The sequence below is a fragment of the Altericroceibacterium indicum genome (genome assembly GCF_009828105.1).
GTDB classification, from domain to species: domain Bacteria; phylum Pseudomonadota; class Alphaproteobacteria; order Sphingomonadales; family Sphingomonadaceae; genus Altericroceibacterium; species Altericroceibacterium indicum.
In genome coordinates this window covers 943,874-957,023 of sequence record NZ_WTYQ01000001.1, presented here as the reverse complement: position 1 = coordinate 957,023, position 13,150 = coordinate 943,874, and the positions used below count along the sequence as shown (strand labels likewise).

The following is a 13,150-nucleotide window of genomic DNA, read 5'->3' as shown; positions in this document are numbered from 1 at the left end:
AGATACGACCTATGTTCGAAGATTTTTACGGGCTGAAAGGCAAGCCATTCCAACTTACGCCAGACCCTGCATTCTTCTTCCGCAGCCTGACTCATCGTAAAGCACTATCCTATTTGGGCTATGGCTTGGCGCAAGGTGAAGGCTTCATCGTTGTGACAGGGGAAGTCGGGTCGGGTAAATCCACCTTGGTGGCCCATCTTGTGAATACGCTTGATGCAGAGCAGATTACAGTGGGGCAGGCTTTCACCGGCAAGCTCAAGGGCGAAGATATTGTCCATATTGTGGCCAGAAGTTTCGGGCTGGACGTGGATGGGGTTGATAAGTCTGCTGCGCTGGGTGAAATCGAAGCGTTTTTGCATGATGAAGCGCGTGATGGCAGGCGTTGCCTTCTTATTGTAGATGAAGCGCAAAATCTCTCAGTGTCTGCACTGGAAGAATTGCGGATGCTGTCCAATTTCCAGTTGGGCAATCACCCGTTGCTGCAAACATTGCTGTTGGGCCAGCCAGAATTCCGTAGCACGCTTCAGGGCGATGCATCGCTGGAACAATTGCGCCAGCGTGTGATTGCGGCCCATCATCTGGAAGCAATGCTGGAAGATGAGGTGGAGCCATATATTATCCATCGTCTGACGCAGGTCGGGTGGAATGGCGTGCCGTCCTTTGTGCCGGATGTGTTCCATCAAATCCATGCGGCCAGTGGTGGTATTCCCCGGCGGATCAACCAGATTGTCAATCGCCTGCTTCTGCTTGGTGCGGTTGAAGAGCGTACGCAGCTTGATGGATCGATGCTCAAGGATGTGCTGGCAGAACTCGCTTCAGAAAAAGGCGGCGAGGATGATGCTTCAACTGTCGCAGATAAGGGCAAGCGGAAACAGCCTGAGCGTCAGAACGATACGCTTGAAAACCCTCGTGCTAATCTTGACCCCAAACTTGTCGAGGATCTGCTCGCAGAACGTGACGCGAAAATCGCAGAATTGCAAGAAGCCGTGCATGATTTGGCTCGCCAGCAAAAGGCCAGAGAAGACAGTAATGTTCATCACGAAATGAATGCGATGCGTGAACAGATTGCGCGCATTGAAGCCAAGATGTTTGAACAGGAACGCACCATTCGCCACACTTTAACAATGCTGATCGAGTGGATAGAAGCGGAAATGGATGAAAGTCGCGCGGCTTAGGAGCAGGCCTTTATGAATGCCGTGTCATCAAATGGCGAAATGCAAAATAGGCCGGCATTGGTGAGTGGGATGTCGGTTGATGTCGAAGACTGGTTTCAGGTCGGCGCATTTGACAAGGTCATTGATCGCAAGGACTGGGAGGGTTTGACCGATCGGGTGGACCGGAATGTGCGCTTTATTCTGGACCTGTTCGACGAAGCCGGTGTCAAGGCAACCTTCTTCACGTTGGGTTGGGTCGCTGCTCGCCATGGTTCGCTTATGCGTCTTGTTGCCGAGAGGGGACATGAAGTGGCTAGTCATGGGTGGGATCATGCCCGCGTTTTCACAATGGACCGCACCCAATTCGCGGCAGATATAGAACGTGCCCGTAAACAAATCGAAGATGTGGCCGGTGTTGCTGTTCGGGGTTATCGCGCGCCGAGTTTTTCTATCGATCAGCGTACCCCCTGGGCTTTCGAAGTTCTGGCCGAGCAAGGATATCTCTATTCCTCCAGCGTGGCACCTCTGAAGCACGATCATTACGGCTGGGCCGATGCGCCGCGTTTTGCCTTCCACCCGCTGAAGGGGGCTGAGTTGATTGAAATTCCGGTGACAACGGCAGAATTTGCTGGCCGTCGGCTGGGGGCGGGTGGAGGCGGGTTTTTCCGCGTGCTGCCCTATCCATTCAGCCGCTGGGCTATCCGACAAGTGCTGGCAGAGAAACGCCCGGCGATTTTCTATTTTCACCCGTGGGAAATTGACCCCGATCAGCCACGTGTCAAAAATGCTTCCTTGCGCTCAAAACTGCGGCACTACACAAACCTCAAGGCGATGGCAGGTAAGCTGGAGCATGTGATGACGGAGTTTTCCTGGGGCCGAATGGATGCACTGGCACAGATTGAGAAAACCCGGCTGAAAAGTGCTCAAACGTGAGTTTCGAAACCACTGAAGCTGGTGTCTTGCTCCGCGCAGCGCGCTTACAAGATCCGCTGGATATTCAGCAGATTGAAGCATTCGTAGCTTCCCGTGGTGGGGAGCTGTTTCACCGCCCTGCATGGCTTGTGGCAGTCGAAGAGGGAACAGGCCAAAAAGCGCGTGGGCTGGTGCTTGAGCGTGATGGTGCCATTGCCGCCTGGCTTCCTTTGAGCGAGATACATTCTCCTATCTTTGGCCGGATGCTGGCCTCCAGTGGCTTTGCTGTTGGCGGAGGCGCGTTGGGACGAGATGAGGACGCTTTGCTGATGTGCAGGGCAGCAGAAATTCATGCGCAGCGTCTTTCCTGCCCGACGATTGAATTGCGGGGCGGCACGGCGCCTGAAGATTGGGACTGGCGCACAGACAGCCATTGCGGCTTCGTTAGGCCACTGGCTGCCGATGATGATGCAGAGTTGACTTCCATCCCGCGCAAACAGCGGGCCGAAGTCCGTAAAGGCCTCAAGATGGAATTATCGGTCGAAATCGGTGCTGGGCCGGAAGATCGTGCTGCACACTATGCGGTTTATGCTGAAAGCGTGCGCAATCTGGGAACGCCGGTTTTTCCGCGCAGCCTGTTTGCTGCAATGCTCGAACGGCTGGATGCTGATATTTTGACGGTGCGGCATGAAGGCGTACCGGTTGCCAGCGTATTGTCGTTTTATCATGATGGGGCAGTCATGCCTTATTGGGGCGGCGGGACTTTTGCCGCGCGGCATTTGCGGGCCAATGACAGAATGTATTTTGAGCTGATGTGCCACGCTCGCAAACGCGGCTGTGACCGGTTCGACTTTGGCCGTTCCAAAACGGAAAGCGGACCTTATTTTTTCAAAAAGAATTGGGGTTTTGAACCTCAGCCATTAGCCTATGCCAGTTGGACTGCACCGGGGGAGAGCAAACGTGATGCTGATCCGACCAGTGCCAGCCATGCTGCGCAAATTGCCTTATGGAAAAAATTACCGCTGCCAATTGCCAATCGGCTGGGGCCATGGATTGCGAAGGGTTTGGGATGAAAGGTGAAATTCTCTTTCTGGCGCATCGTATCCCATTCCCTCCTGATCGAGGGGACAAGATCCGATCGCATCACATTCTCAAGCGGCTGGCTCAGATGGCGCCGGTTCATGTCGCTTGCTTTGCAGATAATACCAGTGACCTTGCCAGCGAAGGGGAATTGGCAACGGTGACGTCCACCCATCGGCTGGTGGACCGAAAAAAGTCGCTTATGCTCGCCGGTATTGAAGCACTTCTGCATGGAGAGCCGATTAGTCTGCCAGCATTTCGTTCCCTCGCTTTGCAAGATTACATCACCCGCTTGCTAGCCGAGAAGCGGATCGACGTGATTTATGTTTTCTCAGGTCAGATGGGGCAATATGTGCCAGCTGACTTCACAGGTCAGGTGATCGTCGATCTGGTTGATGTAGATTCGGCAAAGTTTGATGCTTATGCCGAGGACAGTTCATGGCCGATGAGCTGGGTCAACCGGCGTGAAGGCAAGCTTCTCAAACTGGAAGAACAACGCCTTGTTGAGCGTGCGGATGATGTTCTGCTGGTGAGCGAGGCTGAGGTAAACCTGTTGCGAGAGCGGTTGCCTGGCGATCTGGCTGGTTCGACTAAAATTCGCGCGCTTGGGAATGGAACAAATTCCAATTTTTTCAACCCATCGCTGGTCCCTCCAGAACCGGCGATGGCGCGCAAACGCGGCCCGCATTATGTCTTTACCGGACAGATGGACTACCCGCCCAATGTTGCCGCTGCATTACGCGGGATTGAACGATTGCTGCCTGCCATTCAGGCGGTGCATCCCGAAGCGGAATTTCATGTTGTTGGCCGTAACCCGACAACTGAACTGCGCACCCATGATGGCAAAAATGGTTGCAGGGTATGGGGTGAGGTCGCCGATGTTCGCCCCTTCCTCGTCAGCGCTGATTGTGTTTTGGTGCCCTTGGAAATCGCCCGAGGGGTGCAAAACAAAGTCCTCGAAGCGATGGCTATGGCATGTCCTGTGGTGATGACGCCGCAGGCTGCCACCGGTATTGGTGGGAAAGATGGTGAGCATTATTGGGTGGCCGATAGCGATGCAGGTTTTGTGAATGCTGCCCTGAAAGCGGTCAAACCTGATAATCGGTTGGCTATTGGCGATGCAGCACGGCGTTTCGTGGTTGAAAATCTGAGCTGGATGGCCATGCTCGCTCCCCTCAATGCCATGGTCAAGACGGGGCCTCGGCAAAGATCGCAATCTGAAGAGGCGTAATTGCAGACACGCCCCGCCTATCTGAAATGGACCGAAAGCCTTCCGGAAGGCTGGCGCAAACCACTGCTGCTGCTTGCAGTGGCATGGCTTGCGCTATTCGCGCTATTTTACCGAGACTGGGCGGAGATGGCCGGCCAATGGTGGGATTCATCCACTTATAATCATATTCTGCTGATCCCGCTGATCCTGATCTGGTTGGTCAGATTGCGATGGGAGGAGTTGCGAAAACTAACCCCTTCAGGTTGGTGGCCGGGACTTATTTTGTTGGCTGCCGCTGTGATCGTCTGGTTATTGGGAGCTGTTTCCGGGCTGAACCTCTTAATGCAAATAGGCGCTGTTGGTTCGCTCATGGCGAGCGTCACCATTTTCCTGGGGCCAAGAGTATCCGCAGGTCTATTGTTTCCGTTGTGCTATATGGCGCTGTTGGTTCCATTCGGCGATGAAATGGTGCCATTCCTCCAGCTCATCACGGCCAAGCTGACCATCGCACTCACGCATTTAAGCGGTGTGCCAGCCCAGATTGAAGGTGTCTTCATCGATACGCCAGGCGGTCTGTTTGAAGTGGCTGAAGCCTGCTCCGGCGTAAAGTTCCTCATTGCCATGGTCGCTCTTGGTCTGTTGGTCGCTCATGTTTGCTTCCAAAGCTGGAAGCGCAGGATTGGCTTTATGGTCGTGGCGACAGTGCTACCCATTCTGGCCAATGGTGTGAGGGCTTGGGGAACAATCTATATTGCCCAGTCCCAAGGTATTGAGTTTGCCGCTGGCTTCGATCACATTTTCTATGGCTGGATCTTCTTTGGGATTATTATGGCGGCGCTACTGGGTGTGGCCTGGCATTTTTTTGACCGACCGGGAAATGATCCCTTCATTGATGCAGCGGCCATCTCGCAATCACCCTTTATCACGCGATTGGATCAGTTTTCCATGTCTGGCTGGGTGGCTTTTGTTTGTGCCATCTGTGTGGTCGGCGCAGGGCAGGCCTGGTGCCATCATGCCATGCAGTTGGAAGCCGCTTTGCCCGCAAAGATTAATCTTCCTGAGGTGTCTGGCTGGAAGAGAGTGGATTACACGCCGCAGGTCTGGTGGGAGCCAAGGGCACGCGGGGCAGACCATCGCTTGCTTGGCAGCTATGAAAATGCCGCAGGTGAGAGGGTCGATATATCCTATGCGCTCTATTCCAGTCAGGAGGATGGCAGAGAGGCTGGTGGTTTTGGGGAAGGGGCCCTCGTTCCTGATACGGCGTGGCGTTGGCTCGAACCTGTTCAACCGCTGGATGGTGGACACGCAGAATGGCTGCAAGCCAATGGTAACGTTAAGAGGCTTGCGGTTACCTGGTTTCGCACGGGCAATGTATTGACCGGCAATAATATGCGCCTCAAGCTGGCTAATATCACTGACCGCCTTCTTGGACGGAATAATGCGACAATGGCGCTCATCATTTCAGCGGAAGATCGGCCAGATCATCCTGCACCTGCCGCCATTGAAGCCTTCTATAACGCCGCCAAGCCGCTTGGTTCCTGGATGGACGGCATCGCGCATACACCGTAAGGGCAAGCTTCATGTGTGGCATAGCAGGCATCTTTCATTGCGGAACCGTCAAGCCGGTTGAACCGGGGCGGGTGGCACGCATGTGCGATGCATTGGCCCATCGCGGGCCTGATGGAAGTGGTGTATGGACCGCACCGGGCGTGGGTTTAGGCCATCGCCGGCTGTCGATCATTGATCTGGCCGGCTCGCCACAGCCGATGGTCTCCGCTGATGGGCGTGCGGTTGTCGTCTTCAATGGCGAGATATATAATTTCCGTGAGTTGCGGCAGGAACTGGCCGCTGGTGGCGCACAGTTTCGTACCGATGGCGATACAGAAGTCATTCTTGCGGCATGGCAGCGCTGGGGTGTGCATTGCCTTTCCCGTCTGCAGGGCATGTTCGCATTCGCTTTATATGATTGCGACAAGCGTGAACTTTTTCTGGGCAGGGATCGGTTGGGTGTAAAGCCGCTCTATATGGCGCTTCTCAGTGACGGCAGCCTTGCGTTCGCTTCTGAGATGAAGGGGCTTCTGGCACATCCGTTGCTGCGCCGGGATGTCGATCCGTTTGCGGTGGAAGACTATATGACATGGGGTTATGTCCCTGATCATCGCGCTTTCCTCAAGGGTGTCGAGAAACTGCCAGCCGGGCATTTCCGCCTGCTGAAGCATGATGCGCCGCCAGCGCTTCCTCGGCAATATTGGGATGTCTCTTTCGCAGAGCGCTCGCGCGATAGTGAGGCGGATCTTCAGGAACAATTGCTCAGCCATATGCGCGATGCAGTGCGTTCACGCATGGTGGCAGATGTGCCCTTGGGGGCTTTTCTCTCCGGTGGTGTGGATTCTTCCAGTGTTGTGACTCTGATGGCAGAGGCAAGCGATGAACAGGTCCGCTCCTGTTCGATCGGCTTTGATGTCGGCGCTTTGGATGAGAGCGACTATGCGGCGCAAGTCGCGCAATTGTTCGGGACGGAGCATCACACGCTGAAGGTCAGCGCTGATCAGTTTTCAGAAATTGACCGCCTTGCCGCTATTTTTGATGAACCATTTGCAGACGCATCCGCTTTGCCTACCTTGCAGGTGTGCGCGCTTGCACGCCAGAGCGTAACTGTGGCCTTGTCGGGTGATGGGGCAGATGAAGCGTTGGCCGGATATCGGCGGCAAGTGTTTCACCGCCATGAAGAACAGATCCGGCGGTTTTTGCCACGGGCTTTGCGGGATAAGGTTATTACTCCGCTTGGACATCTCTATCCCAAAGCAGATTGGGCACCGCGCCCCTTACGCGCCAAGGCGACACTTCTCGCACTGGGGGCCAGCGGGTCGGCAGCTTATGCGTCAGCCTTGGCAACCACCACATCGGAACTACGCAAGCGGCTCTATTCGCAGCGATTTACGAATGAACTGGCAGGGTATCGTGCTGAAACAGCATTGATTTCCCTGATGGATAACGCGCCTGCACGTAGCGGGCTGGACCGGGCGCAATATGCCGATCTCAAATTCTGGTTACCTGGTGATATTCTCACCAAAACAGACCGGACAAGTATGGCGGTCAGCCTGGAAGCGCGCGAGCCGCTGCTGGACTACCGGTTGGTTGAATTCGGTGCGCGCCTGCCAGATCGAATGCGTGTGCGGGGAAGCCAGGGCAAATGGCTGATGAAGCAGGCTATGCGCGAGCATCTGCCTGATAATATTCTGTTCCGTCCCAAGCAGGGCTTTGTCACGCCCATCACGCAATGGATGCGTGGGCCATTGGCTGATGCAATCAGAGCGATCGGGAAGAGCGCTCATATTGCCGACACTGGTTGGTTCGAGTCGCGCACCCTCGCTGTGCTGGCTGAAGATCATATTGCAGGCAGATCAGATCACTCCCGTCTATTGTGGCAATTGCTGATGCTTGAGAAAAGTCTCGCCAGAACAACTGCGTAAAGTTGCCATTTCTGACCATTGTTGACTTATTTTTTCGACTGATACGGTTTCGGTCGATGGGAACAGTCGTGGGTCTAGAAACATTATGGTAAATAATTCGTTGCGAAATCACACCCGTGTGGTTTACTTAATTGTGCGGCGCAGCAGTAACATGGGGCTGTACTGTCTGTTCAACAGAGGGTGATATGAACCAATTGGCAGGGCGATTGAAAACAGTAGAGGCTGATAAACGCACTTTTTCCGATGGTTCTGCTATCGGTTTTGGCGAGGGGGATGAGTATCTCGTAAGAGAAAGCGCGCTCCATTTAGCTATCGAAGATGATTTGTTCGCTCTCAAAGAGTTAGAAGTCTTTTACGATTCGCAAATGCAGGCACTCTGGACTTATATGAGGCCAGAAGGTCGCCCCAGCTTCACCCCTACGATGTTGCATGATTTTGAAAATTGGCAGCGGCTTATCTCTGCCAGCTTTGGCCCAGAAAAAGTTCCGTTGCGTTATCTGGTTCTCGGCAGCAGGTGCCCCAATGTATTCTGTTTCGGCGGGGATCTTTACCTTTTCCAAAAGCTAATCAAGCAGCGCAATCGTGAAGCACTGGTCCATTATGGTCACCGCTGCGTGCAGATCCTCCATCGCAATATGCGGGCGCTCGATCTGCCAGTTTTGACTGTCGGCCTGGTTCAGGGAGCGGCTTTGGGGGGCGGTTTTGAAGCGCTGATGTCGTTTGATTATATCATCGCTGAGCGAACGGCGACTTTTGGGCTGCCCGAAATTCTGTTCGGTCTGTTTCCCGGCATGGGAGCTCATGCTTTCCTGACCCGCAAGATTGGGGCAGCAGCGGCTGACCGGATGATCACATCCAATCAAACCTATTCCGCTGAAGAGCTTTATTCGCTGGGTCTGGTGCAGCAATTGGCAGAGCCGGGGGAAGGCCTTCAGGCTTGCCGTGACTTTATCGCCAAATCCGGGCGTCGCCATGCAGGTCTGGTGAATGCAAGGCGTGCTGCCCGTATGGCCTCACCCTTGCACCTTGCAGAATTGGAACGAATCACCGAAATCTGGGCTGATACCGCATTGCAATTGAGCGATCAGGATTTGAAAGTCATGAGCCGGCTTACCCGCGCCCAGGATAAAGTTGCCGGAATGGCCTGACATTTGCCGATGATGGGCAGCGTTTAACGGCTGTCCACCATCACCAACTCGCTATCTTCAAGCGCATCAATGGTCAGTATCGTTTCACCAGTAATGGCAATCCCATCGCGTGTGCCAGCGACTTTCCCATTGATCCGAATGCTACCTGTATTGGGCACCAGATATTGGTGGCGGGCAGGGGAGGCTTCGTAACTGAGGCTCTCACCCGCTTTTAGCGTCGCGACGACCAGCTTGGCATCAGCGCGAATGGGGAGGGCGCCTTCGTCACCGCTGGAACCACTGGCGAGGGTAAACCATTGTCCGGCCCGGTCATCTTGCGGAAATTCGCGCAGCTCCCAATAGGGTTCTCCGCCAGCTTGGTCAGATTCGATCCAGAGCTGGAAATTGGTTTCGGCCTCATCTTCGGCATTGTATTCGGCATGAACCACGCCGCTGCCAGCGCTCATCACCTGCACATTGCCGGCTTCGGTGCGGCCGATATTACCCATGCTGTCCTTATGCGACAGAGCACCGCTGCGCACGAAAGTGATGATTTCCATATTCTCGTGCGGATGCGGCGGGAAGCCGGAGCGCGGCCCGATCCAGTCATCATTCCATACGCGCAACCGCCCCCAGCCCATGCGCTTGGGGTCGTAATAGTTCGAAAAGCTGAAGTGATAGCGCGTATCCAGCCAATCACCGTGGCTGGAATGGTGGAGGCTATCAAAAGGGCGGATTTCAATCATAATGCTGTCTCACCTCGGTGGGGTGTTGCCACCGGAATTGCAGCTGATGTGGGGAGCGCTACCGCGCTTTCAACCATCCTCTCCATGGCCGGCGGCCATGTAATCTTCGCTCTGCATCTCTTTTAAGCGGCTGACAGTGCGTTCAAATTCAAAACTGCCATCGCCTGCCACATAGAGATCTTCCGGCTCAGCGGCGGCTGTAGCGAAGAGTTTGACGTGATTTTCATAGAGGGCATCGATCAAAGTGACAAAGCGCGCCGCTTCATTGCGCATATCGGCACCCATCAGCGGAATGCCCACAACGATCACCGTATGATAGGCTTGGGCAATGGCGATGTAATCGGACGCCCCGCGAGCCTCACTGCATAGCCGCTTGAAACTGAATACCCCTACGCCTTTGAGGCTTTTGGGAACGTGCAGGGTGCGCCCGCCGCCCAGATCAAGATCGGCTGAGGGGACGTTGGCGGCATCTTCCGGGGCATAATCGGTCAGGCGGAAGAAGGCCTCGCGAACCTGTGCAGTTGCCGCGTCACCTAACGGTGTGTGCCATGTGTGAAGGCCAGCCAGACGATGGAGCCGATAATCGGTCGGTCCATTGAGTTCGACGACATCAAGCTGTGTCTGAATGAGGTCAATGAAAGGCAGGAAATGTTCACGGTTGAGGCCGTTCAAATAAAGATCACGCGGTGGACGGTTGGATGTGGTCACTACCACAACATTCTCGTCGCAGATCAGGGCGCGGAACAACCGGCTCATAATCATCGCATCGGCGGAATTGTTGACCACCATTTCGTCAAAAGCCAGCACGCGCAAATCTTCTGCGATCGCCTTGGCCACAGGTGGAATAGGATCACCGCTTTCGCTCTTGCGGGCATCACGCAGGCGGGAATGCACTTCAATCATGAAGGCATGAAAATGGCTGCGGCGCTTTTCCGGAATGGAGAGCGTGTCATGGAACAGGTCCATCATCATGCTCTTGCCACGGCCCACGCCGCCCCACATGTAAATACCTTTGGCGCGGGCAGGGGCTTTGGAACCGAACAATTTGCCAAGGAATCCACCACCTGAAGTGGGGGCATTTTCCAGCTCCGCCTGCAATTGTGCGAGGCGCTTGACGGCTGCTTCCTGTTCCGGATCGGGGCGCAATTCACCCGCTTCGATCAACGCATGATAGCGTTCCAGCATTCCGCTCATCGGGGTACTCTTTCGGGCCTTACTGGCCGGTTTTACGAATGATACCTGAGAAGGAGGCTACAATACCATGTTCCTGCTCAACCTGACCGCGTACGAAGACCATGCGACCCGTTTCACGGACGATTTCGCCAATGGCATCGAGCGGTTGATCCAGTACGCCGGGGCCAACAAATTGATTGGAGAGTTCCAGCGTCACTGTGCCGCCAATATCGGTGTTAGACAGCAAGCGCCAGGTGGTGAACAGGCAAATATCGATCAGTGACATAATGATGCCGCCATGGATATTGCCCATCGGGTTGAGATGGCGCTCAACCGGAAATAGGCGCAGGCGGGCGTGAGTGTCATCATCACGCCGCAGCAGCATCTTGCCCATCACTTCACGATTGAAGCGATGCTCTTCAGCATAGGCAAATTGCCAGTTCAGCCAGCCTGGATTTTCCGGGTCCGGAGCGAGCCGAAGCCCGCTCGCATCACCATTCGCTGCGGCAGGCACGATCAGGCTTGCCGTTCGACCTGCATCTTCTTGATTTCGGCAATGGCCTTAGCGGGCGAAAGGCCCTTGGGGCAGGCATTGGCGCAGTTCATGATCGTGTGGCAGCGATAGAGGCGGAAAGGATCTTCCAGCTCGTCGAGACGCTCCCCAGTCATTTCATCGCGGCTATCTGCCAACCAGCGGTAAGCCTGAAGGAGAATGGCCGGGCCAAGGAACTTGTCAGAATTCCACCAATAGCTTGGGCAGGAGGTGGAGCAGCAAGCGCACAGGATGCATTCGTAAAGGCCATCAAGCTTGTGGCGCTGTTCCGGCGATTGCAAGCGTTCCTTGCCCGAAGGCGTAGTGGAGACGGTTTGCAGCCAAGGGCGGATCGAAGCATATTGCGCATAGAAATGCGTGAAATCGCCCACCAGATCCTTCACCACTTCCATATGCGGGAGCGGGGTGATCTGGATTTCTCCCTTGAGGTCTTCAATCGCGGTGGTGCAGGCAAGGCCATTCTTGCCATTCAAATTCATTGCGCAAGAACCGCAAATGCCTTCGCGGCATGAACGGCGGAAGGTCAGTGAGGGGTCAATCTCATTCTTGATCTTGATCAGCGCATCGAGAACCATCGGGCCGCAATCATCAAGATCGAGTTCAAATGTATCGTAACGCGGGTTTTCACCCGAATCCGGATTCCAGCGATAGATCTTGAACTTTTTGACGCGGCTAGCGCCCTCAGCCTTATAATGCTGGCCTTTGCCGTTGATCTTGCTGTTTTTCGGGAGAGTGAAAGTTGCCATGTTTCGATCCTGCGCTGCGCGCGCCCTATCTAGCGAATGTGAATAATGCTGCAAGCGCGAGAGCGCCCGTACATTTTGTCGTCTCTATGGCGGTGTAGGGCCATTCTTGCAAATGCCAATGTGCATATTTTGTCCAACCGGTAACAATTGGGCACAAATAGGGCGTGTGCACCGGTTGTGCTGACAGGTGGGCAACGGGCTTGGGAAGCCGTAAGGTAGCGCAATGACAGATAATCGAGAATGGCCCTCCACCGCAGCAATTTTTGGCGCATCGGGCGGGGTAGGCAATGCTCTGTGCCGCCAATTGCAATCACGCGGCGTCGCGCGCATCTATGCTGGATCGCGCAGAAATCCGGGGACTTTGGGCGATGGCATTGTCCCGTTCCAGTTCGATCTGACGCAGGAAAATACGTTGGTGCAGGCTACACAAAGCATGGTGAAGGCTCCACCAGAGCTGGTTATCGTCAGCACTGGGGCGCTTACACTTTCTGACGGGACTGGCCCTGAAAAGAGCCTGCGGGCACTCAATGCAGGCCATATGGCCGAGGCTTTTGCCGTCAATACGATTGGGCCTGCGCTGATTGCGAAACATATTCTTCCGCTGATTCCCAGACAGGGCAGGGCAATTTTTGCCGTTTTATCAGCGCGAGTCGGCTCGATTGAAGATAATCGCTTGGGTGGCTGGCATTCCTACCGTGCATCAAAAGCGGCGCTGAACATGCTGATGCGCAACTTTGCGATCGAGATGTCGAGAACGCGCAAAGAGGCGATTGTTGTGGCACTCCATCCGGGCACAGTCGATACCGGGCTGTCTGAACCGTTTCAGAGCAATGTCCCGGATAAGCAACTGGCTACTCCCAACGAAGCGGCCTGTAATCTGCTCAATGTTCTGGGCAAGCTAACACCTGCCGACACGGGTAAGTTTTTTGCATGGGATGGGAAGCCCATCGCTTTTTAACGGCCTGATTATAAAAAA

General features: G+C 54.7%; 12 protein-coding genes. 8 read left to right on the top strand and 4 right to left on the bottom strand.

What is annotated here, in order from left to right; genetic code table 11:
- Positions 1–11 precede the first annotated feature (11 nt).
- From GRI39_RS04660 to GRI39_RS04630, 7 genes are all read left to right on the top strand, one after another.
- On the top strand, positions 12–1,175 hold the full coding sequence (locus GRI39_RS04660) for an XrtA/PEP-CTERM system-associated ATPase (protein ID WP_160738469.1): 1,164 nt from the start codon (positions 12–14) through the stop codon (positions 1,173–1,175).
- A gap of 39 nt (positions 1,176–1,214) precedes the next feature.
- Positions 1,215–2,087: an XrtA system polysaccharide deacetylase gene (locus tag GRI39_RS04655; protein ID WP_160738634.1), complete on the top strand. Its 873-nt coding sequence runs from the start codon at positions 1,215–1,217 to the stop codon at positions 2,085–2,087.
- Positions 2,084–3,139 carry a FemAB family XrtA/PEP-CTERM system-associated protein gene (locus tag GRI39_RS04650; RefSeq protein ID WP_343033286.1) on the top strand — a complete coding sequence of 352 codons (1,056 nt, stop codon included), beginning with the start codon at positions 2,084–2,086 and terminating at the stop codon, positions 3,137–3,139. The genes GRI39_RS04655 and GRI39_RS04650 overlap by 4 nt, the downstream gene beginning before the upstream one ends.
- Positions 3,136–4,377 carry a TIGR03087 family PEP-CTERM/XrtA system glycosyltransferase gene (locus GRI39_RS04645; protein ID WP_160738468.1) on the top strand — a complete coding sequence of 414 codons (1,242 nt, stop codon included), beginning with the start codon at positions 3,136–3,138 and terminating at the stop codon, positions 4,375–4,377. The genes GRI39_RS04650 and GRI39_RS04645 overlap by 4 nt, the downstream gene beginning before the upstream one ends.
- On the top strand, positions 4,378–5,925 hold the full coding sequence (gene xrtA, locus GRI39_RS04640) for an exosortase A (RefSeq protein WP_160738467.1): 1,548 nt from the start codon (positions 4,378–4,380) through the stop codon (positions 5,923–5,925).
- Positions 5,926–5,936: 11 nt separating this feature from the next.
- A complete protein-coding gene (locus GRI39_RS04635) occupies positions 5,937–7,829 on the top strand; it encodes an XrtA/PEP-CTERM system amidotransferase (RefSeq protein ID WP_160738466.1) in 1,893 nt (630 codons plus the stop codon).
- A gap of 185 nt (positions 7,830–8,014) precedes the next feature.
- Positions 8,015–8,977: a crotonase/enoyl-CoA hydratase family protein gene (locus tag GRI39_RS04630; protein WP_160738465.1), complete on the top strand. Its 963-nt coding sequence runs from the start codon at positions 8,015–8,017 to the stop codon at positions 8,975–8,977.
- A gap of 23 nt (positions 8,978–9,000) precedes the next feature.
- Here GRI39_RS04630 and GRI39_RS04625 read toward each other — a convergent pair whose 3' ends face one another.
- The 4 genes from GRI39_RS04625 to GRI39_RS04610 form a co-directional block, all read right to left on the bottom strand.
- Positions 9,001–9,702, bottom strand: coding sequence for a pirin family protein (locus GRI39_RS04625; protein ID WP_160738464.1), 702 nt, complete (start codon positions 9,700–9,702; stop codon positions 9,001–9,003).
- Positions 9,703–9,771: 69 nt separating this feature from the next.
- Positions 9,772–10,896 (bottom strand): cell division protein ZapE, encoded by a 1,125-nt coding sequence (zapE, locus tag GRI39_RS04620; RefSeq protein WP_160738463.1) that lies wholly within the window; start codon positions 10,894–10,896, stop codon positions 9,772–9,774.
- A gap of 19 nt (positions 10,897–10,915) precedes the next feature.
- On the bottom strand, positions 10,916–11,389 hold the full coding sequence (locus GRI39_RS04615) for a PaaI family thioesterase (RefSeq protein WP_343033285.1): 474 nt from the start codon (positions 11,387–11,389) through the stop codon (positions 10,916–10,918).
- 2 nt (positions 11,390–11,391) lie between these two features.
- Entirely contained in the window at positions 11,392–12,174 is a 783-nt protein-coding gene (locus GRI39_RS04610) for a succinate dehydrogenase iron-sulfur subunit (protein WP_160738462.1), read from the bottom strand.
- A gap of 223 nt (positions 12,175–12,397) precedes the next feature.
- Between GRI39_RS04610 and GRI39_RS04605 the strand changes: the two genes are divergently transcribed.
- Positions 12,398–13,132 (top strand): SDR family NAD(P)-dependent oxidoreductase, encoded by a 735-nt coding sequence (locus tag GRI39_RS04605; protein WP_160738461.1) that lies wholly within the window; start codon positions 12,398–12,400, stop codon positions 13,130–13,132.
- The last annotated feature ends 18 nt before the right edge of the window (positions 13,133–13,150 follow it).

Excerpts from the sequence above, each read along its gene's own strand:
- zapE (WP_160738463.1), bottom strand. The coding sequence starts at position 10,896 with ATGAGCGGAATGCTGGAACGCTATCATGCGTTGATCGAAGCGGGTGAA.
- GRI39_RS04655 (WP_160738634.1), top strand. The coding sequence starts at position 1,215 with ATGCAAAATAGGCCGGCATTGGTGAGTGGGATGTCGGTTGATGTCGAA.
- GRI39_RS04660 (WP_160738469.1), top strand. The coding sequence starts at position 12 with ATGTTCGAAGATTTTTACGGGCTGAAAGGCAAGCCATTCCAACTTACG.
- GRI39_RS04635 (WP_160738466.1), top strand. The coding sequence starts at position 5,937 with ATGTGTGGCATAGCAGGCATCTTTCATTGCGGAACCGTCAAGCCGGTT.
- GRI39_RS04625 (WP_160738464.1), bottom strand. The coding sequence starts at position 9,702 with ATGATTGAAATCCGCCCTTTTGATAGCCTCCACCATTCCAGCCACGGT.
- GRI39_RS04645 (WP_160738468.1), top strand. The coding sequence starts at position 3,136 with ATGAAAGGTGAAATTCTCTTTCTGGCGCATCGTATCCCATTCCCTCCT.
- GRI39_RS04610 (WP_160738462.1), bottom strand. The coding sequence starts at position 12,174 with ATGGCAACTTTCACTCTCCCGAAAAACAGCAAGATCAACGGCAAAGGC.
- GRI39_RS04605 (WP_160738461.1), top strand. The coding sequence starts at position 12,398 with ATGACAGATAATCGAGAATGGCCCTCCACCGCAGCAATTTTTGGCGCA.
- GRI39_RS04630 (WP_160738465.1), top strand. The coding sequence starts at position 8,015 with ATGAACCAATTGGCAGGGCGATTGAAAACAGTAGAGGCTGATAAACGC.